Source organism: Hymenobacter sp. B1770, assembly GCF_049896385.1.
Classification (GTDB): Bacteria; Bacteroidota; Bacteroidia; order Cytophagales; family Hymenobacteraceae; genus Hymenobacter.
Map to the genome: position 1 here is coordinate 236,325 of NZ_JAFCUF010000001.1, position 19,448 is coordinate 255,772.

Below are 19,448 nucleotides of genomic sequence, written 5' to 3' on the forward strand. Positions count from 1 at the left end.
GATGCGAGCGAGATGCTTCGGCTGCGCTCAGCATGACGGCCTCCTTGGCAGCAAGAATAGCTTTGTTATTCTTGCTGCCAACTGTTAATTGACTATGCCTTTGGTGTTGATGTAGCGCTCAAAAAACTCGTAGGTGCGCAGCATCTGGTCGATGCGCTGGCGGTTGTCGCCGGAGCGGGTGAGTTCGTGGGTGCCGCCGGGGTGGCGCACGTACTCCACCGGGCGGCCCAGCACCTTGAGGCTGCGATACATCATTTCGCTCTGCACAAAGCCTGTGCGGCGGTCGTTTTCGCCGTGGAAGAGGATGTAGGGCGTGTTGATATTGTTCACGTAGGTGAAGGGCGACTCGCGAGTGAGCACGGCCCGCACCTCGGGCTCCCAGGGGTAGCCGCCGAAGTAGTTGGGCACGAGGCGCCAGGCATTGCCTTCACCAAAAAAGGTCGCCAAGTCATACACGCCGCGTTGCGAGCAGGCGGCTTTGAAGCGCTGGTCGTGGCTGATAATCCAGGCCACGAGGTAACCAGCGTAGGAGCCGCCGGTCACGGTGAGCTTGGCGGGGTCGGCCCAGCCTTCGGCCACGGTTTTGTCGAGGGCCGTGAGCACGTCGCTGCTCGGGCCAGTGCCCCAGTCCTTGATGTTGGCGCGCAGGAAGTCCTGGCCGTAGCCGCCCGAGCCACGGGGGTTGCTGTACACCACACCGTAGCCCTGGGCGGCGTAGTACTGAAATTCGTGCCACATGCTGGCTTCGCCCGGGCCCCACATGGCCGAGGGCCCGCCGTGGATTTCGAGCACCACCGGGTACTTGCGGCCGGGCTGGTAGCCAGTTGGTTTCATCACCCAATATTCCACCGTGAGGCCTTTGTCGTTAACGAAGGTGTGCTTCTCGGGAAGCGAGAGGCGGCGGGTTTTCACCCAGTCGTTGAAGTCGCCGGCGCGCTGGGCCTTTTTCAGGCTGGCATCGGCCACAAACAAATCGGAGGGGTTGGAGATGCCGGTTTGGGCGTATACCACCTTGTTTTTGGCCACAGCAAAGCTCAGAATACCGGTATCGGCTGCCGAGAGCTTTTCCACTTTCCGGGTCTTGATGTTGGCGCGGTAGAGCGGGGCACCGCCGTTGCTTTGGGCGACGAAATACACGTACTTCTCGTCGTCGCTCCAAGTCAGGTTGCTCTTGTTGCGGTCGAAGGGAATAGTGATGATGTCCTTGGCGGTACCGTTGAGCGGCATTACGGCGAGCTCAGGCACGTTCACGCCGTTGGTGGGCGTCATCTGGAAGGCCAGCCATTTGCCGGAGGGCGAAATCTCGGGGTTGGTGTAGATGGTGTTGTCCTGGCCCAGCAGTAGGCGCGGGCGGCGGCCGTCGCGGTCGGCCAGGTAGATTTCGTTTTCCAGCGAGCGGTCGGGGTGCTGCAGCGAGTCAATGTCGGCTGAGAGCAGCAGGTGTTTGCCATCCGGCGTAAAGTCGACCTGATTAAAACGGTAGAACCCGTTGGTGATGGCCACCGGTCTGGCATCGGGCAGGGCAGCGTCAATCAGAAAAAACTGCGAGAACGTCTGCTCAGCCGTCACGTCTCGCTCATCCTGAAAGTTGAGCTTGGTGAGCACCTTGGCTTTTTTATCGACTTCGTTTTTGTCGAGGTAAGCCCGGATTTCGGCCAGGCTGCCGTCGGCGTTGGGCTTGGCAGTTGTAGCAGCCAGCTGGTCATTTTTATCGAAACCGGGCTTTTCAAAAGGCCAGCGCGGCAGGGACTTGGCGGCGTTCAGCAGCGAATCTTTCAGCAGCTCGCGCAGCGGAATGGCCGACGAAAACAGCACCTGCTTGCCATCGGGCGACCACTTGGGGTTTGAGGCGCCGTGCTTGTACTTGGTGAGTTGCCGCCCCTCGCCGCCATCGGCTGCCATCACAAACACCTGGGGCTTCTCGTCCACCGTCCGCACAAAGGCCAGCTGCTGGCCGTTCGGACTCCAGGCGGGCTGCGTAGCTCCCTCTCTGGCCGAAGTGAGCTGCCGTGGCTTGGAGCCGGCTTCCGTGCCCAAGAGGTAGAGCTGACTCACATTTTTGTAGTCGGCTTTGTTCTTCTCATCGGGCTCAATGCCCAGAACGGTGAAGGCAGCTTTGCGGCCGTCGCGTGTGAGAGTGATGCCGCCGACTTGCTTAATTTTCAACAAATCGGTGATTTTGATTGGCTCGGCGCCTTGCTGGGCGCTGGCGGAATTTGCCGCCAAGCAGCAGAGCAAGCCAAGGACTATGGTTTTCATGGAGAACGGTTTGTTTTTGATTCAATTATGTAATTCTGTCATGCTGACGAAGGAAGCATCTTCTCCCGCCGAACGCATCGTTGTAGCGTGATAAGATGCTTCCTTCGTCAGCATGACAGGCGAATCTAATCTTTAGGAAGCCACTAGCGCTACTGCGTCGGTGGCGGGCTAGCCACGGCCGCCGCCCTACTCACCTGTCCCGCAAAACGCTCCACGGCTGCCGCCGTGCGCTTAATCTGCTCGTCGGCCTCAGCCCACTTGCGCTCTTCCACGGCTTCGCGAATGCCGGGCAGAGTCTTCACACCGTAGCCGGTGTAGAAGCCGGGCGCGTAAATCTGGTGCCGGTACCAGGGGCGGCGGGGAAGGCCTTCGGTGCTGAGAAGCTGCTGTTCGGCTTGGTGGAGCAGCTGGTCAAGCTCTTTCTTGCGGGCGGCGGTGAGGCTGGGATTCCCCTTGCGCACCAAGGCGTAGGTCTGGGCGCTTTGCTCGAGCTTCAGCAACGCGTTGTCGAGGGGCGAGAAGTTGAGGTAGGGCACGGCTTCGCGGGCTTTGGGCGGAAGCAGGGTTTCGGTGGGGTCGGCCACGGCTTCGTAGCGCTTTTCGGCCAGGAGGCGGGTCTGCTTCTCGGTTTCGGTGCGCATGTTGTCGGCCAGCTGCTTCACCTCGGTGCCGTACTTGGCCACGGTGTTGGAGAAATTCTGGAACTCGAAGGGCAGCACGTCGGCATTGACCAGACGCAGGGCAGCGCGGCCCATGGTTTGGGCCAGCACCTTGCAGTAGGCAAAATTGGGGTCCTTGAAGCGGGTGAAGTGGTCGAAGGAATCATAGATGGAATGGTACTCGCCGCCTTCTCCCTCGCCGCCAAAGCCCACGTTCATAGCCGGAATGCCCAGGTGCTGAATGTAGGGCGAGTAGTCCGAGCCGGCGCCCAGCGCGCCAATGCGGAGGTCGGCGCGGTCGCGGGCATCTTTCTGGGCTTCGGGGCTTCCGTTTATCAGGTCGTAGGCCCGGCGGCGGTCGCTGATGGAAATGTTCTTCTGCGGGTCCGTCACGTCGCGGGCTACTTGGTTGAAGAACTTTTCCAGCGTGTGCGAGCCGGCTGCGAAAAGGAAGCCACGCTCGCTGTTGTCGGTGTTCAGGTAGGCCACCACGTTTTTTTGCAGCTGCTTGGCGTTGGTTTCGGCCCATTCGGTGGAGCCCAGCAGGCCGGGCTCTTCGCCGTCCCAGGCGCAAAACATGAGCGTGCGCTTAGGGCGCCAGCCGGATTTCACGAGCTCGCCGGCGACGCGGGCTTCTTCCATCAGCGCCACCAGTCCGGAGAGTGGGTCGCTGGCGCCGTTCACCCAGGCGTCGTGGTGGTTGCCGCGCATCACCCACTGGTCGGGATAAAGGCTCCCTTTCATGCTGGCGATGACGTTGTAAACAGGCTCGGTCTTCCAATTGAAAGCCAGCTGCAGGTGAACCTTGGCCGGGCCGGGGCCGAGGTGGTAGGGGATGGGCAGGGCGCCGCGCCAGGCCTCCGGGGCCATGAGGCCGGCCAGGGCGGCGAGCAGGGGCTGAGCATCGCCATACGAAATGGGCAATACCGGGATTTGCGTCAGCGTGGGGGCCTTTTTGTAGTCGAGGCGCTTGGCGTTTTTAGTGGAGCCGTAGCCGGGCGTGAGTGGGTCGCCGGGATAGGTGGGCATGTCGAGCACGGAGCCGCGCTGGGCCCCGCTTTCGGGCTTGAAGGCGCCTTTGGGGTACACGTCGCCCTGCCAGTAGCCGTCATCCTTGGGGTCAGAGTAAATCAGGCAGCCAATGGCTCCTTTTTCGGCGGCCACCTTGGGCTTGATGCCGCGCCAGGAACCACCATATTTGGCAATGACGATTTTGCCTTTTACGTCGATGCCGCGGCGCTCTAATTCTTCGTAATCGCGGGGAACGCCGTAGTTCACGAACACCAGCTCGGCCGTGACGTCGCCATCCTTCGAGAAGCAGTTGTAGGTAGGCAGCTGCTCGGCGGTTAGGCCTGATGTGGCGTCCTCGCTCAGTGACTTTTCGGTGAGGCTGGCCTTGAATTGCGTGGGCGCCACCATTTCCAGCACCCGCAGCTTGGGCGTGGGAAACAGCACGTACGACACATCGATGCGTGTATCGTAGCCCCAGGACTTGAACAGCCCGGCCATGAACTCGGCGTTGTCCTTGCCGTGCGGCGAGCCCACGTGGTGCGGGTGGGACGCCATGCGCTTCATCCAATCCCGCAGGTTGTCGGTTTTCAGTTGGGCGTCGAACCGGGTTTCAAGCTCGTATTGGGTAGCGGCCCCGGGGATATCAAACCCCAGCAGCGGCTTGGGTTCGGCAGTAGGGGTTTGGGCGGTGGCCAGGTGGCTGGCCAGCAGCGCGGCGGCCAGCAGCAAAGAGTAGCGTTTCAGCATATGTAGTCCTTGCAGTAAATAGGAGGGAGGCTGGTAAAACCTGCATCCAGTTGAGTCTGCGAAAGGTAGCGGAAACTGGGGGTTGTTTGGAAATTAAATTCTGGTCAGGTGAGGCACCTCACCTGGGGAACCTCACCCCTGCCGGGCACGGCCCCGGCCCCTCTCCATAAGAGAGGGGAGCGACGGCACAAGGGTGCCAATACTAATAAAGCAGAAAACCCCACAGCAATGAGCAGTAGGGCTTTCTGTTACTTTGAATTTCGCCAGGCTCCCCATCTCCGCGGGAGAGGGAGCCGAGGGTGAGGTCACCCGATGGGTGCGGTTGCGCAGGCTATCCGCTGTACCCGCCGCCGCTCTCCGGCTCGGTGGCGCTGCCGCCGGGCTTGGTAGGCGTGGGCAGGTCACTTTCTGTCTTGATGTCGACATCGGTATAATCGGGGGTGCCATCGCCCTGCACGGGTACGGGCGGCTCGTTCTGCGGGTCGGGGCTGGGAGTGGGCTGATTCATAAAACAAACTATGTGGATAGACTTGGTGTACGACTTTGAGCGGCTAATGGCTGCGTTGTGCCGCTCCGGGCCGGCCGGCCGGTGTACTTTTGCCTTCGGCCACGGCCGGACCGGCTCTTCCTGAGCCCACAGCATTTTCACTTCATCACTTCACCTCAAGCATGGATTTCCGCACCGAAAAGGACACCATGGGCACCGTGCAGGTGCCTGCTACCGCGTACTGGGGCGCTCAAACGCAGCGTTCCATCGAAAATTTCCCCATTGCCCAGGACATCAACAAGATGCCCAAGGAAATCATCGCGGCCTTCGCTTACCTGAAAAAAGCCGCCGCCTTCACCAACCGCGACGCCGGCGTGCTGTCGGCCGAAAAGGCGGAGCTGATTGGCAAAGTGTGCGACGAAATTCTGACCGGGGAGCTGGCCGATTCCTTCCCGCTGGTGGTGTGGCAAACGGGCTCCGGCACGCAGAGCAACATGAACATGAACGAGGTGATTGCCTACCGCGGCCACGTGCTGCAGGGCGGCCAGCTCGCCGATGAAAAGAAGGCCCTGGCCCCCAACGACGACGTCAACAAGAGCCAGAGCTCGAACGACACCTTCCCGACGGCCATGCACATTGCGGCCTACAAAATCCTGAAGGAAACCACCATCCCCGGCATCGAAAAGCTGCGCGACGCGCTGAAAGCCAAATCGGAGGAGTTCATGGACATCGTGAAAATTGGCCGCACCCACTTCATGGACGCCACACCGCTCACACTTGGCCAGGAATTTTCGGGCTACGTGTCGCAGCTCGACCACGGCCTGCGCGCCATCAACAACACGTTTGCGCACCTGAGCGAGCTGGCCCTGGGCGGCACGGCCGTGGGCACGGGCATCAACACCCCGCCCAACTACTCGAAGAACGTGGCCAAGCACATTGCCGAGCTCACCGACCTGCCCTTCGTGACGGCTGAAAACAAGTTTGAGGCCCTGGCCGCGCACGACGCCATCGTGGAAGCCCATGGCGCTCTGAAAACGGTGGCCGTGAGCCTGATGAAAATCGCCAACGACATCCGCATGCTCAGCTCGGGCCCGCGCGCTGGCATTGGCGAAATCCACATCCCCGACAACGAGCCCGGCTCCAGCATCATGCCCGGCAAGGTGAACCCCACCCAGGCCGAAGCCATGACCATGGTGGCCGCTCAGGTAATGGGCAACGACGTGGCCATCACCGTCGGTGGCTCCATGGGCCACTTCGAGCTGAACGTGTTCAAGCCGATGATGATTTACAACTTTCTGCACTCGGCTCGCCTCATTGGCGATGTGTGCGTGAGCTTCACCGACAAGTGTGCCGTGGGCATCGAGCCCATCAAGGCCAACATCGACAAGCACGTGAACTCTTCGCTGATGTTGGTGACCGCCCTCAACCCGCACATCGGCTACTACAAGGCGGCCGAGATTGCTCAAACGGCCCACAAAAACGGCTCGACGCTGAAGGAAACCGCCCTGCAACTCGGCTACGTGACCGAGGAGCAGTTCGATGAGTGGCTGAAGCCCGAGGAAATGGTGGGGCGGTAGATAACCAGCCCTATTAAGGCCGCCCTTCATTATTGGAGGGCGGCTTTTCTTTTTTCCCAGCATCTTTGCGCCACCATGAATTTCTCCGCTCCCATAGTTCTCGAAAACAGTCGCGTTCGCCTGCGGCCGCTGGAAATCGGCGACTTTGATGCTCTCAAAGCTGTGGCTTTCGATGCCGAGCTGTGGCGCTACACCCTCACCCGTGGCGATGACGCCGTGAGCTTGGCCGCCTACGTACGCCAGGCCGTGGAAGCCCGCGAACAGGGCTTGCGCTACCCTTTTGCCATCATCGACCGAGCCAGTGGCCAGATAATCGGCAGCACCAGCTACTACAACGTGAGTGAAACCGACCAGCGCATAAGCATCGGCTACACCTGGGTAGGCGCAAAATTCCAGCGCACCGGCCTCAACCGCGCGGCCAAACACTTGCTGCTCAGCCACGCCTTCGGCCAGCTGAGCTGCGAGCGGGTAGAATTGGAAACCGATTCGCGCAACAACAAGTCGCGTGAGGCCATGCTCCGCATGGGCGCCACCGAGGAAGGCACGCTACGTAGCCACCGCCCCACGCAGGGAGGAATCCGGCGCGACACCGTGATTTTCAGCGTTATCAAGCCGGAATGGTCCGAGCTGCGGCAGTCGGTGTTTCAAGAGTTTGAAGTCCGTGGCTGAGCCCACACCGACCGCTTCCGACCGCCTGCGTCCGCCCGATGGGCTGTGGCGACGCCGTGTGGCCAGCTTTGGGCACGCCATTCGCGGCGTGTGGGCCGCGCTGCGCTCCGAAGTGCACCTTCAGTTTCACGCGGTAGCTACCGTAGTTGTTATTGGCCTGGGCTTTTATTTCGGCATCAGCCGCCTCGAGTGGGCCCTCGTGGCCCTGGCCGTAGCGTGCGTGTGGGCCGCCGAGTTGGTGAATACCGCCATTGAAGCCCTCACCGATTTAGTTTCGCCAGGCTACCACCCGCTGGCGGGCAAGGCCAAAGACGTGGCCGCAGGCGCGGTGCTGCTGGCCGCGCTGGGTGCGTTGCTGGTAGGAGCACTGGTGTTTGGCCCCTACGTTCTTGCAGTCGCCAGGTAGGCATTGCCATCGAGGCCGAGAGTACGCAAAGGTCAAACGAGCGAAAAGACGCGCAAAAACCAACTCATTGCCTAAGCCCGGCGTAAGGAAAGCTGAAGTGCGGAGCGGCCTGACTATTGAATAAGCCTAAACCTGTTACATGAACAAACTGCTCGCCTTAGCCATTTTCGCGTTGCTGGCTGCCTCCTGTGCGCCCAAGCAAGTGAGCGTGACCACGCCCGCCACGCCCCAAACCCAGCAGGTGAACAGCCCCGTAACGCCAGCCCCCATTGGGAACAGCACGGTGGTTCCGGCCCCCACCCGCGTGGCCATTTCCGACACCGCGGCTCGCCCGGCCTGGCTCAAAAATCGGATTTCGGCCGTGCTCGCCGAGCGCAAGCGCAACCCCATTATCCGCATCCTGAGCTACGACTACCGGGGCCAAACTGTGTACTACCAGTCGGCGCCGTGCTGCGACCAATATTCTCAGGTATTCGACTCGCAGGGCCGCCTGGTGTGCCAACCCGAAGGCGGCATCACGGGCAAAGGCGATGGCAAATGCCCCGACTTCGACAAAAACAAAACCAACGAAAAACTGGTCTGGCAAGACCCTCGGTAGAGTTATCGGCTTTGAGTTAAAGTTCATGAGTTGTCGGTTTAGCAATTCCTGATTTTCAACTCATAACTCTTAACCCAAAACATATAATCAAACTATGAATACACTAGAAAAACTCGGTGCTTTCAACGTGTGGGCCAATACCACCGTGCTCAAGCGTCTCGACGAAGTGGCCGCTTCCGGCCAAGAAGTTCCACCCGTGGCGCTGCGCCTGTTCAGCCACGTGCTCAATGCCCAAGCCATCTGGATTTCGCGCATTGGCGGCACGTCCAGCCCCGTGAAAGTATGGCAGGAGCACGACCTGACCGGTTGCCACGCCCTGCACCAGCAAACCTCCGAGCCCCTGCACCAGCTCATGGTGAATGCCGATGAAACAGAGCTGCAGCGCCTTATTTCCTACACCAATTCATTGGGCGACAGCTACGAAAGCATGGTGCACGACATCCTAACCCACGCCGTGGTGCACGCCAGCTACCACCGCGCCCAAGTGGCCACCCGCCTACGCGACCACGGTTTCGAACCCGTCAATTCCGACTTTATCACTTATTGCCGCGAGCTCTCGGCAGCGGCTAGGCAGGCCTCGCCAAGTTTGTAGCTCAAGCCGTTTTCCGATTTTCAAAAACCCTTCCCCACCCGGAAGGGTTTTTTAGTGACTTCCCCAAACCAAGCCTTTCTTCTCCATGTCTGAAACACTTTCTTCTAAGCCAATTATTACAGCCGACCAGCTCAGCCGCGCTTATTCCTATGCCGGTTATCGCCAGCTCATCGACGAGCTGATGTTGCAGAACCGCACCACGGGCACTGTCCAAACCGAGCAACTCGTGCAATATGCCCGCCTGAACATCAAACGCATGCAGCGCGTGGACAAGACCGTGCAGCTGCTGCCCGAGTTGCAGACGGCCCTGGAGCAGCTACCGCGTCGCTACGCGTGGCTGGTTATCACCGAAGGCTGGTGCGGCGACGCGGCCCAACTGGTGCCTGTGCTCGAAGCCATTGCCCGAGCTAGCCACGGCAAACTGACGACCCACTATGTGTTGCGTGACGAAAACCTCGACCTCATGGACCGCTACCTCACCAATGGCGGCCGCTCCATTCCCAAGCTCATCGTGCTCCACGCCGACACCCTAACAGAAGCGGCCACCTGGGGCCCGCGCCCCATGCCCGCCCAGGAGTTGTTTGTGCGTCTAAAGCAGGAGCAAGTGCCCTACGAAGAGTTTGTGACGCAGCTGCACGGCTGGTACGCCAAAGACCGCACCCTGAGCACACAGCGCGAGCTGCTGGCCCTACTGCAGAGCCTATAGGGCCAAGCTACCAGCAAAGGATAAGGCTGGCCTCTGCCTGACAGCTCTCCACAGTGGGCTGGCTGAATTGTCAAAAATAAAAAAAGCCCCTGCCTCGTATGAGGCAGGGGCTTTTCAGCTGCTTACGCTTTGCTGCTTAGTTCAGCGAGGTAGTGCCCATATTGGTTACGTTGTCGTTAGTTACCACCACGCCGGTGCGGGTCACGTTGCGGTAGGCGGGCTGCCCGGTGGGCGCGCTGGTGCTCGGGAAAAACTCCACGCGGTAGGTGCCCGCGGGCAGGGCACCCAGCTGAAATGCGCCGGAGGCATCGGCCGAGGTACTCACCGTGTCGGGTCCGAGAATGGTGCTGCGAATGGCCAGAACCTGAGGCCGTGCCGCCGCTGGGGTTACGGTGCCACTCAGGCCGCCTCGCACTTCCTGGGTCATTACCCGGATAACGGGCTTCAGCAGGTAACGCTCTTTGCGGTCGTTGCCGGTGCGCCAGGTGCCGCGCTCCACCACCGACTTGGCCACGTCGAAATCAAGCAGCAACTGGTAGGTTTCGCCGTCGCGCAGGGTGGTTTTGTCCAGCTTCAGCTTCACGCCCGACGTTTGCCCGCTGGGGGTTTTGAGGTCGTAGCGCTGGTCGTCGCGGCCAATGACATAGCTGTCGGGGCCGAGCACCAAGCGGATTTCCTTGAGGTCACCGGGGGCGAAGTCTTGCTTCACCAACAGGGCCGACTTCCCATTCACGTACTCCAGAATGTTAAGTGTCTGGGGCGTGAAGCTCAGGTTCTTCCACCCATCCTTGTCTTGTTCTTCATTTGAATGTACTTCAATCTGGCGCACGTCGAGCACCACTTGGTGGAAGTCGCCGGGGGCGTCGGTCATGCGCACCTCTAGCTTGGCGGTGTTGCCATCAGAATCCTTGGAACAGCTGGCAAGGCTCAAAGCCGCAAGGCAAGCCAAAGGGAATAAACGAGTAGGGTTCATGTGAAGGAATGGATAAGATTAGTTTATTGGTCGTAAAACGGCGCCGCACATCGACGAGTTGGCTGCTGTTCACAATAATACTGCCAACCTTCTATACTTCCTTCCTCAATTGTCTTATTTCGTGCTATCAGCTGGCGCTGGGTCAGCTGCCTTTGGCCGGGGCTTGGGCTTGCCGAACAGCGTGTTTAGCCCCTGGCCAACCTGATTTTTCAGCCGGGCTTGCGCTTCCAAACGCGCCTTCTCGGCCGTTATACGCGCTTTTTCTTCCGCCGTATGCTCAGCCGCTGCATCCGTGCGGTTGGTGCTATCCTGCGCTGCCTGCTTCTTTTGCGTGAGGCCAATAAGGGCGTCGGCAAGTTTGGTTTTTACCACGTTCGTCACGATGGCTTTACCCTGGTCTTTCACGCTGCCGCTGGTTAGTTGCACCACGGGGCTGGTCATGGTGCCGCCGATGTTCAGGCCCAGCGTCACGCGGTCGGTGCCCTGAATGTCCTTCACGCCCGTCAGCTGCGTGAGCTTGCTCGTCACGGCGTTGCCTAGCTTGCCCGTGGGCACGTTCAGGGCCGTGACGTAGGCCAGCGCACCGGCCAAGCTGTTCGAGCCGCCAAAGGTCATCTTCACGTCGCCCACGGTCAGGTCGAAAGGCTGCACCACGAGGTTGCCGTTCACAATGTTGGCCTGAATTGCCTTGTTCACCACCACCAGGGTTTTCAGTTCGGGCAACGTGGTGAGGCTGGCAATCTTGCTCATCACTTCCGACTGGTTGATGGCCGCCTTCACCACGTCCACCACGCCCTTACCCGTGAGCGTGGCCAGGTTGGGCATCATGTCGGGTCTCATTTCGCCGCTCATGCTGAAGTTGGTGCCGAACACGCCCTCCACCTGCGCAGCCAGCGGCACCAGCCTTTTCAGTGTCGTGAAGGCCGAGAAAGCATTCTGAATGTCCAGGTTCTTGATATTCAACCCAAAATCAAACGTGGGGTGAGCCAGGTTTTTGCTGCTGTAGCTGCCGGTGGTGCCGAAGTTGCCACCCAGCGTGTTGAAGGTCATGTTGCTGAGCCGGGCCGTTTCGTCGCGCACCGTCACCGTGCCCGCCACGTTGGTCAGCTTTAGGTTGTCGTAGGTCACGTTGTCGACGCGGCTGTTCAGCACCAGGTCAAAGTATTTGGGAATCTGCAATACGCCTTCTGCTTTGGTCGGGGCCTTGCCGCTGGCCACCGTGGCGGTAGGCTTGGCCGATACCTCGTCCACCATCCACTCGTTCACGTTGAAGTTGCGCGAGTTCACGGTCATCGTGCCCTTCAGCGACTGGCCCGGCGTGAACAGGTAACCCAGGTAGTTGCTCACCGTGCCCGAAGCCGCGAAGTCGGAGCTCCCGGCCGTGCCGTTCAGACTTTGCAGGTTAATCTGGTTGTTGTTGAAGGTGGCCGTGCCGCTGCTGATGCGCACGCCCTGCGGCAGGTCTTTGCTCTTGTAGGTTACGTTGGTGGCCTTCACGGTGCCGCTAGCTACCACGTTCTGGTAGCGGCCGGCTTCCACGTCGGCCATGTTGCCTTTGGCGGCAATGTCGCCGGCCACGCGGCCCGTCACGGTCATGTCCTTGAGCGGAAAAATCTTCGTGATTTTGGTTAAGTCCACTGTGCCGCGCACGTTCGTATCAAACACCGGCTTGTCGATGTTATGGGCCGTGAGGCGGCCTTCCAGCGGCTCGCCCTCCAGCACCATCCGGAACTGTGGCAGGTTGATTTGGGTGTCGTTGACTTGGCCCGTGGTGTTCACCACCGTGCCGTTGAGGTTGATGTTCTCAATGGGCGCCGGAAACTGGGCCGATTTCACGAAGCCATTGGTCAGTCGAATGGCAGCGTTCACTACCGGCATCTGCGTCTTGGAATAAATGCCCTTGGCCGTACCGTCCACAAACAGCTGCCCGCGCATGGCTAGGTCCTTCACCGGGTACACTTTCAGGGCTTCGGCCAGGTTCACGTTGGCCTTCACGCGGCCGTCCACGCGCATGGGCTCCAGGCCGTCGATGGCAATGTTGCCGTCCACCGGGTTGGGCCCGAGGTCGAGGTGAAACTGCGGAATGTTCACCTTCACGTTGTTGGTGTAGCCAGATGGGTTATCCACCTGCATTTTCAGGTTGATGTTCTTGGCAGCCTGGGGCAGGTCGGGGTAGTGGAACTGCCCGTTGGTCACGGCCAGGTTCACGCCGTAGCCGGGCATCTTCAACTCGTTCTGGGTGCCTTTGTAATAGCCATCGAAGGACACCTTCCCGCTGGTTTCAATGTTCTTAAACTTGTCGGTATACACCCCGGGCACCAGGCTAAGCAAGGTTTTGAAATCCGTTTCCAGGGCTTTAAAGGTCAGGTCGTAGGTAATATCCTTTTCGTTGGGCAGCCCGATGGCACCCGCAAAGCTGAACGGGAAATCATTGAGCTTGATTTTGTTGTCTTTGAACGTGTAGAGGCTTTTCTCCAGGTCCATGTTCATGGTCACGTCGGCGGTGAGCTGCTTGTTGCTCACGTAAGCCACGCCGTTGTAGGTCATGTCGAGGTCGGTGGCAGTGGTCTGCGACTTCATGTCGAACACGTTACTGGCAAAGTCGCCGCTGCCGGTGTGGTTCACGCCGGCAGCCTGCATCGAGAAGGGGAGGGTCAGGTCTTCGTAGCGCAGGCGGCCATCAGTCATTTTCCAGCCCTTAATGGCGAGGTGCACTTGGCTGGTGTCCTGGCCCTGGGCTGCTGCGGCCGAGTCCGAAATCATGATGTCCCAGTTGGCCAAGCCGCTTTTCAGCACGCGCAAGCTTAGGTCGGGACGTTCCAGGTCAATGGATTTGATGTCGACGGCGCCGCCGCGTATCACGCTCATCACGTCCAGGCCCACCCGCAGGTTGGGCAGGTACGCCAGCGTATCGCGGCTAAATGAATCGAGACCTATCACGCGCAGCTCCCGAATGTTCACCGTCATGTCCGGGAACGAGCGCAACAGGCTCACGTCAATATTGGCAGGGTCATACAGCACTTTGGCCCGCACGCGCTGCGCAATCTGTGCGTCGGCCAGCGCCCGCAGCTTGTCCTTGAACAGCACCGGAGCCAGGGCCAGCGCCACGACCAACAACACGAAAAAAACAACGACACCCAACAAAATTTTCCGCATGGCAGGAGACAATTAGTTATTCGAACAAAGGTAGAGCCCAGATACTACCATGATTTTTCAATAGAGAGTTCAAAATCAGGCCAAACGTTGCGGCGCGGGCTTTCGCAGCCTGTCCAACCCTCAACAGGGTGCCGGGACCAGCCGTGCATATATTCAACCACAACGGGACTTCAACACTGCCACCGCTCAATCTAAGTCTACTGTTCGGGTTTCGAACAACAACAGTCTCTCCAAAAAGGCTCATTCCCATTTGCCATTCTGCCTGTCACTATTCAAATCAGTCTTTTAACGAAAGCTATTAACCAAGTATTACCATCCTATAGTAAGTAGTCTGCTCGGGCTTAATCCAAAGCCTTTCCTAATCATCGCGCTTAGCTCAACAGATACATCACCAGCACCGGTCCCTGCTTGGCCCGAATGCACAACGGCGCTATGCTTGTGCCTCACTTCCTGCTCCCTACGCGGAACTGTTTGGCCTGGCCTCACTGTATCAGGCCATACATTTGCGTGGCCGGTCGCACTAAACTGTGTTTCGGTGGCGTTACCTCGGTCCCTATGCCAGTGCTTTGTCCCCTATTGCTTGCCAGACTACGGCTCGGCCTTGCTGCCGGGGCGTTGCTGGCCACCGCTTCGGGGGCGCAGGCGCAGGATGTTTTTTTCTCGCAGCCGTTTGCCACCCGCCTGCACACCAACCCTGCCTTCACGGGTTTGCTCGACGATTATAGTGTCACGCTGAGTTTCCGCAATCAATTTCCAACCTTGGCGGGCTCCTTCGTTAGCACGCAGGCCGCCGCCGATGTGCGCCTCGACCGACCCGGCCAGCACCACGCGCTGGGTGTGCTCTTCAATCAGGACCGGACGGGCTCGGTCGGTTACACCCGCCTGGAAGCCGGTGCGCTCTACGCCTACCACATGCGCCTAACCCAAAAATTGGCCCTCAGCGGCGGCATGCGGGCCAGCTACGGCCGCCAGCGCGTAGGATATGACAATTTCGTGTTTGGCGACCAAATTCTGGAAGATGGCACCGTAGTGGGACCCAGCGCCGAATCGTTGGACTTTCAGCCCGTTAACTACCTCAGCCTGGGCACCGGGGCCGTGCTGTATTCTGAGCAAGCCTGGCTTAGCCTGGCAGGGCAGCATCTCAATCAGCCCAGCCTTGGTTTTCAGCGCCAAAGCCAGCTTCCCATGCTGCTTAGCCTCTCCGGCGGGTACAAATTTTTTATAATTAAACCCTCCAGCGGGGTGGCTACCCGCGAGGTTAGCGTGACGCCGGTGGGGGCCTACAGCCGGCAAGGTGGTTCGCAGCGCACCGAAACCGGGATGTACGTGACCGCTGCGCCCGTTACGCTAGGGGCGATTTATCGCAATATTTTTTCACCCAGCAACGTTGGTTCCCAGCACGTCCTCGCCGTAGTGGCAGGCATTCAGGCGGGAGACCTCCGCCTGGGCTACAGCTACGATGTAGGCCTAAGTCAGCTTAGTGCCGATTTGGGTGGTGCACACGAGATAACCTTGGCTTTGCGCGCATTTGACCGGTTCGAAAATGCCCACCGCCGACTAAAAAGACGCGTTTACCCAACAGCCCCTTGTCCGGCATTCTAATTTTTTGTACTATTGTGTCCTAATTGCCCCTGCTAAACCCTCCTTTCTCATAGTCATTTTAACTTTGTTATGAACTTACCTAATTATTTACGCTTGGCTGTAGTGGGCCTTGTGACCTTGGCCAGCTGTGGCAAAGGAGGTCCTCCCACTGCTACAAAACCAGGTAAATATTCCTCTACAACAAATATCGAGTACAATACTGAGAAGGGCATGGCTGTGGCCAACTTCAAGAAAGTACCCGAGGGCCCGGGCCTTATTTTTATCGAAGGTGGCCGCACCGTATTGGGCTCGCAGTCGGAAGACGTGACCATGACGCACGATAACATCGAGCGCACGGTGACCATCGCATCGTTCTATATGGACGAAGCCGAAGTTGCCAACATTCACTGGTTGGAATACCTGCACTTCATCCGCACCGACTCAACCGAGGAATTTTATCGTTCCGCGCTGCCCGACACCACCGTGTGGGCCCGCGACCTTTCCTTCAACGACCCTTACGTAACCTATTACCTGCGTTACCCCGGTTTCCGCTACTTCCCCGTGGTGGGCGTGAGCTGGCTGCAGGCCGACGACTATTGCACCTGGCGTACTGCCAAAGTGAACGAAGGCCTTGCAAATAGCAATGCTAAGAGTTCCAGCGGTGGCGGCTTGTTTGGTAGAAAGAAAAAGAAAGAAGGCGATGCAGCCGCAGGTGCTGAAGGCACCAACAGCTCGGCTGGCAACACCGTTTCTATCGAGAAAGGCAACGTACTGCCTAACTACCGCCTCCCCACCGAGGCCGAGTGGGAATACGCCGCTCAAGCCCTCGTAGGCACCCAGGAAGTGGGCAACGAGAACCAGGAGGAGAAGCGCATCTACCCTTGGGATGGCAAAACCACCCGCAACGCTTACGGTCGCAAGCAGGGCCAGTTCCTGGCTAACTTCAAGCGTGGCCGTGGCGACTACGCTGGCATTGCCGGCAGCCTCAACGATGGTGCTATGATTACCGAGTACATCTACTCGTACCCTCCTAACGACTACGGGCTCTACAACATGGCCGGCAACGTGAACGAGTGGGTGCAGGACGTATACCGTCCCCTCTCGTACCAGGACGTAGAAGACCTGAACCCCTTCCGTCGTAACGGCGTGGCTGACCCCGCCGACAAGTACGATAAGAAAGGCTACCAGTCGCTGATTGACGACCACGTGCGCGTGTACAAAGGTGGCTCGTGGCGCGATGTGGCCTATTGGCTGTCGCCCGGCACCCGCCGCTTCATGGCTGAAGATTCGGCCACGGCAACCATTGGTTTCCGTTGCGCAATGATTAATGCCGGCTCAAACAAGTAATCGACCTCAATAAGTAAAAGGGCCGCTCCTGAATCAGGAGCGGCCCTTTTTTATGCCGTTTGTCTTTGGTCTTTCTCCATTTATCGGTCGGCACAGGCGATGGCAGCTATGCTGATTTCGGCCGCGCCAGCCGCGAGCAAAGCCGCCCCGCAGGCTTCGAGCGTAGCGCCCGTGGTCAGCACGTCGTCGACAACGAGGATGCGCTGACCAATAATCGCTGCGGGATTTTCCACTTCGAAGACATTAGCAACGTTTTCCCAGCGTTGGGCACGGTTCTTTTTGGTTTGGGTTTGGGTGTTAGTGGTGCGGCGGAGGGCAGTATTGTTAGCGGGCAGTTGCAGGCCATGCGAAAGGCCGGTGGCAAAAGCAGCGGCTTGGTTGTAGCCGCGCTTGGCCAGCTTGCGCGGGTGCAGTGGCACGGGCACGATGAGGTCGAAATCAGCAGCCAAGCCGGCCGTGTGCAACTCCGAGCCATAAAGCTGGCCTAGGGCCGTGCCCACGTCGCGCTGGCCCTGGTACTTAAGCTCGTGCAGTAGGTTTTGAACACGGCCGTGGCGCACGAAGCGCAAGTAACTCAGGGCGTGGCGGATGGGCAGCTTACCCCAAAAGCGGCGGCCCAGCGGGTTCTGGTCAGCCGGCAGCAGGTGAAAATCGGTGTAGGGCAGTTCGGCACGGCAGCCGGTGCAGAGGTGGTTTTCGCCCGTCATCAGTGGTTCGCGACAGGCCAGGCACAAACGTGGGAAAATCAAACCAATGAAATCGGCGGCCAGGGAGCGGAACACGGTAGAAGGAAGGGCGAGGTTTTGGGCAGTAATTTTGGAGGAGCAATGTACACTGTACCCCACAAGAACGTCATGCTGAGCCTGTCGAAGCTTGATGTTCCTAATTATTTGATTTATGTCCCAAGTAACCGAATTCAACGAGTACCGCCAGCGGATGAACGAAACCATTATGGCGGCGGATAACAAGGTCATCAAGCGGTTCTTCAACCTCGACACTAACACTTACGCGCCCGGCGCCATCGACGTCAAGACCAAGGAAATGCTGGGCCTGGCCTGCTCCATGGTGCTGCGCTGCGACGACTGCATCAAGTACCACCTCGGCAAGTGCTTCGAGGAGAAAATCAACGATGAAGAGATTTACGAGGTGTTTGCTATCGCCAACATCATTGGCGGCAGCATCGTGATTCCGCACTTCCGCCGTGCTGTGGAGTACTGGGAAATTCTGAAGACGGAAGCCGTTGCTCCTGCGCCACCCCACGCCGAGCACGCGGTATGAGCGAGGACCTAAACCCCACCGAGCACCCCGAATCCGAGGCCGACTTTGAGTCCCGTTGGGAAACCCTGATGCAGGAAATGGAGGCCCGATTCCATAAGCGGCCCGACCTGAACGCGCTGCTGCTGCTCATCGGCATCCAAGAGTTGAACCAGGGCATCACCACGTTCACCAAAGAGCAAAAGCAGGACCTGATGCACATTGCTACCTGCCGGCTCTTCAGCCTCAGCGGGCACTACGAGCTAGAGCGCGTGGACGAGGACGGCTGGCCGCACTACAAGCTGCTGCGCCCCGTGCCCTTCGCTAACCTGAAGGAACAGGAGCGCATGCTGAAGTGGCACGTGCTGGAGTATTTCTCGTTGGACCCGGGTGATAGTTTGTAACCCAATAAGGCCGTCATGCCATATTGATAGCACGTCATGCTGAGCTTGCCGAAGCATCTCTACCGCGTAAGTAATCTAATTTACTACTGAGGTAGAGATGCTTCGGCAAGCTCAGCATGACGTTCTTTTTCTTGAAATCAAGAACCATGAAAATAATCTCTTACAACGTCAACGGCTTACGCTCTGCGCTCAGCAAAGGGCTGCTGGACTGGGTAGCTACCGCGGCGCCCGACGTCCTGTGCCTGCAGGAAATCAAGGCGGGTCGCGATGCTATGGACGTTTCGGGCTTTGAAGCGCTAGGCTACCGCGCCTACCTGCACCCGGCTCAAAAGCCGGGCTACAGTGGCGTGGCAACCTTCTCCAAAATTGAACCCACTGCCGTGGTGCACGGCTGCGGCCAAAGCTGCTACGACGACGAAGGCCGGGTGCTGCGGCTGGATTTCGACAACGTGTCGGTGCTGAACACCTACATGCCCTCGGGCACCAGTGGGCCGGAGCGGCAGGCCTTCAAGGTGGAGTGGCTGCACTTTTTTCGGCGATACGTAGCCGGCCTGCGGACTGACCAGGTGCCGCCGCTGCTCATTGGCGGCGATTTCAACTGCTGCCAAACGCCCATCGACCTTCACAACCCGAAGGCCAACCAGAACAGCCCCGGCTACACGCCCGAGGAACGGCAGTGGTTCAAGGACCTCCTGGCCGATGGGTTTGTGGACACGTTCCGTCACCACCACGGCGAGGCCGTAGGGCACTACTCGTGGTGGAGCTACCGGGCCGGCTCGCGCCAGCGCAACGTGGGCTGGCGCCTCGACCACTGGTTGGCCGATGGAACGCTGCAACCGCGTCTGACCGGGGGCGGTCTTTTGCCCGATGTGGTGCATTCGGACCACTGCCCGGCCTGGGTAGAGCTGCAGTAGTAGCGCTGACTTTTAGTCCGCGAGTAAGCTGCTTTGTAAGGAACTGCTACTCGCGAACTAAAAGTCCGCGCTACATCCTCGAACCATGCACCCCGTCTTGATGTATCT

At 59.1% G+C, this 19,448-nt stretch carries 17 protein-coding genes; 11 read left to right on the forward strand and 6 right to left on the reverse strand.

The genetic code is table 11. The features are described 5' to 3' along the window. Positions 1-84: 84 nt before the first annotated feature. The 3 genes from ACP7AJ_RS00890 to ACP7AJ_RS00900 form a co-directional block, all read right to left on the reverse strand. Positions 85-2,259 carry a S9 family peptidase gene (locus ACP7AJ_RS00890; RefSeq protein WP_426058301.1) on the reverse strand — a complete coding sequence of 725 codons (2,175 nt, stop codon included), beginning with the start codon at positions 2,257-2,259 and terminating at the stop codon, positions 85-87. A gap of 149 nt (positions 2,260-2,408) precedes the next feature. Beyond that, positions 2,409-4,676: a transferrin receptor-like dimerization domain-containing protein gene (locus ACP7AJ_RS00895; RefSeq protein ID WP_426058302.1), complete on the reverse strand. Its 2,268-nt coding sequence runs from the start codon at positions 4,674-4,676 to the stop codon at positions 2,409-2,411. Between the two features lie 331 nt (positions 4,677-5,007). Continuing rightward, entirely contained in the window at positions 5,008-5,184 is a 177-nt protein-coding gene (locus ACP7AJ_RS00900; RefSeq protein WP_426058303.1) for a hypothetical protein, read from the reverse strand. A gap of 161 nt (positions 5,185-5,345) precedes the next feature. Between ACP7AJ_RS00900 and fumC the strand changes: the two genes are divergently transcribed. The 6 genes from fumC (at position 5,346) to ACP7AJ_RS00930 (ending at position 9,711) form a co-directional block, all read left to right on the forward strand. Beyond that, the gene (gene fumC, locus ACP7AJ_RS00905; RefSeq protein WP_426058304.1) at positions 5,346-6,740 is read left to right on the forward strand and encodes a class II fumarate hydratase; all 1,395 of its coding nucleotides are present in this window, start codon (positions 5,346-5,348) and stop codon (positions 6,738-6,740) included. Between the two features lie 75 nt (positions 6,741-6,815). Further along, on the forward strand, positions 6,816-7,409 hold the full coding sequence (locus ACP7AJ_RS00910) for a GNAT family N-acetyltransferase (protein WP_426058305.1): 594 nt from the start codon (positions 6,816-6,818) through the stop codon (positions 7,407-7,409). Beyond that, on the forward strand, positions 7,402-7,815 hold the full coding sequence (locus tag ACP7AJ_RS00915) for a diacylglycerol kinase family protein (protein ID WP_426058306.1): 414 nt from the start codon (positions 7,402-7,404) through the stop codon (positions 7,813-7,815). Before ACP7AJ_RS00910 ends, ACP7AJ_RS00915 begins: the two co-directional genes overlap by 8 nt. Before the next feature lie 139 nt (positions 7,816-7,954). Continuing rightward, a complete protein-coding gene (locus ACP7AJ_RS00920) occupies positions 7,955-8,413 on the forward strand; it encodes a DUF6970 domain-containing protein (RefSeq protein ID WP_426058307.1) in 459 nt (152 codons plus the stop codon). 94 nt (positions 8,414-8,507) lie between these two features. Further along, positions 8,508-9,005, forward strand: a complete 498-nt coding sequence (locus tag ACP7AJ_RS00925; RefSeq protein WP_426058308.1) for a DinB family protein — start codon at positions 8,508-8,510, stop codon at positions 9,003-9,005. An 85-nt stretch (positions 9,006-9,090) separates the two neighbouring features. After that, a complete protein-coding gene (locus tag ACP7AJ_RS00930) occupies positions 9,091-9,711 on the forward strand; it encodes a thioredoxin family protein (protein ID WP_426058309.1) in 621 nt (206 codons plus the stop codon). Positions 9,712-9,847: 136 nt separating this feature from the next. Here ACP7AJ_RS00930 and ACP7AJ_RS00935 read toward each other — a convergent pair whose 3' ends face one another. Then, positions 9,848-10,642, reverse strand: a complete 795-nt coding sequence (locus ACP7AJ_RS00935) for a DUF4382 domain-containing protein (protein ID WP_426058310.1) — start codon at positions 10,640-10,642, stop codon at positions 9,848-9,850. 156 nt (positions 10,643-10,798) lie between these two features. After that, positions 10,799-13,840, reverse strand: a complete 3,042-nt coding sequence (locus ACP7AJ_RS00940) for an AsmA-like C-terminal region-containing protein (RefSeq protein WP_426058311.1) — start codon at positions 13,838-13,840, stop codon at positions 10,799-10,801. A gap of 555 nt (positions 13,841-14,395) precedes the next feature. Here ACP7AJ_RS00940 and ACP7AJ_RS00945 point away from each other — a divergent pair. Together ACP7AJ_RS00945 and ACP7AJ_RS00950 are read left to right on the forward strand one after the other, a co-directional pair. After that, positions 14,396-15,442: a PorP/SprF family type IX secretion system membrane protein gene (locus ACP7AJ_RS00945; RefSeq protein ID WP_426058312.1), complete on the forward strand. Its 1,047-nt coding sequence runs from the start codon at positions 14,396-14,398 to the stop codon at positions 15,440-15,442. 69 nt (positions 15,443-15,511) lie between these two features. Further along, positions 15,512-16,768, forward strand: a complete 1,257-nt coding sequence (locus ACP7AJ_RS00950) for an SUMF1/EgtB/PvdO family nonheme iron enzyme (RefSeq protein WP_426058313.1) — start codon at positions 15,512-15,514, stop codon at positions 16,766-16,768. A gap of 80 nt (positions 16,769-16,848) precedes the next feature. Here the strand turns inward: ACP7AJ_RS00950 and ACP7AJ_RS00955 are convergent, their stop codons facing one another. Continuing rightward, the gene (locus tag ACP7AJ_RS00955) at positions 16,849-17,550 is read right to left on the reverse strand and encodes a ComF family protein (protein ID WP_426058314.1); all 702 of its coding nucleotides are present in this window, start codon (positions 17,548-17,550) and stop codon (positions 16,849-16,851) included. 115 nt (positions 17,551-17,665) lie between these two features. On the opposite strand from ACP7AJ_RS00955, the gene ACP7AJ_RS00960 reads away from it, so the two are divergent. From ACP7AJ_RS00960 to ACP7AJ_RS00970, 3 genes are all read left to right on the forward strand, one after another. Next, positions 17,666-18,046, forward strand: a complete 381-nt coding sequence (locus tag ACP7AJ_RS00960) for a carboxymuconolactone decarboxylase family protein (RefSeq protein WP_426058315.1) — start codon at positions 17,666-17,668, stop codon at positions 18,044-18,046. Continuing rightward, positions 18,043-18,426: a hypothetical protein gene (locus ACP7AJ_RS00965; protein ID WP_426058316.1), complete on the forward strand. Its 384-nt coding sequence runs from the start codon at positions 18,043-18,045 to the stop codon at positions 18,424-18,426. Before ACP7AJ_RS00960 ends, ACP7AJ_RS00965 begins: the two co-directional genes overlap by 4 nt. A gap of 146 nt (positions 18,427-18,572) precedes the next feature. Continuing rightward, positions 18,573-19,340, forward strand: coding sequence for an exodeoxyribonuclease III (locus tag ACP7AJ_RS00970; protein ID WP_426058317.1), 768 nt, complete (start codon positions 18,573-18,575; stop codon positions 19,338-19,340). The last annotated feature ends 108 nt before the right edge of the window (positions 19,341-19,448 follow it).

Coding starts and splice junctions, on each gene's coding strand:
- ACP7AJ_RS00890 (WP_426058301.1), bottom strand. CDS start 2,259: ATGAAAACCATAGTCCTTGGCTTGCTCTGCTGCTTGGCGGCAAATTCC.
- ACP7AJ_RS00895 (WP_426058302.1), bottom strand. CDS start 4,676: ATGCTGAAACGCTACTCTTTGCTGCTGGCCGCCGCGCTGCTGGCCAGC.
- ACP7AJ_RS00900 (WP_426058303.1), bottom strand. CDS start 5,184: ATGAATCAGCCCACTCCCAGCCCCGACCCGCAGAACGAGCCGCCCGTA.
- fumC (WP_426058304.1), top strand. CDS start 5,346: ATGGATTTCCGCACCGAAAAGGACACCATGGGCACCGTGCAGGTGCCT.
- ACP7AJ_RS00910 (WP_426058305.1), top strand. CDS start 6,816: ATGAATTTCTCCGCTCCCATAGTTCTCGAAAACAGTCGCGTTCGCCTG.
- ACP7AJ_RS00920 (WP_426058307.1), top strand. CDS start 7,955: ATGAACAAACTGCTCGCCTTAGCCATTTTCGCGTTGCTGGCTGCCTCC.
- ACP7AJ_RS00925 (WP_426058308.1), top strand. CDS start 8,508: ATGAATACACTAGAAAAACTCGGTGCTTTCAACGTGTGGGCCAATACC.
- ACP7AJ_RS00930 (WP_426058309.1), top strand. CDS start 9,091: ATGTCTGAAACACTTTCTTCTAAGCCAATTATTACAGCCGACCAGCTC.
- ACP7AJ_RS00940 (WP_426058311.1), bottom strand. CDS start 13,840: ATGCGGAAAATTTTGTTGGGTGTCGTTGTTTTTTTCGTGTTGTTGGTC.
- ACP7AJ_RS00945 (WP_426058312.1), top strand. CDS start 14,396: ATGCCAGTGCTTTGTCCCCTATTGCTTGCCAGACTACGGCTCGGCCTT.
- ACP7AJ_RS00950 (WP_426058313.1), top strand. CDS start 15,512: ATGAACTTACCTAATTATTTACGCTTGGCTGTAGTGGGCCTTGTGACC.
- ACP7AJ_RS00960 (WP_426058315.1), top strand. CDS start 17,666: ATGTCCCAAGTAACCGAATTCAACGAGTACCGCCAGCGGATGAACGAA.
- ACP7AJ_RS00965 (WP_426058316.1), top strand. CDS start 18,043: ATGAGCGAGGACCTAAACCCCACCGAGCACCCCGAATCCGAGGCCGAC.
- ACP7AJ_RS00970 (WP_426058317.1), top strand. CDS start 18,573: ATGAAAATAATCTCTTACAACGTCAACGGCTTACGCTCTGCGCTCAGC.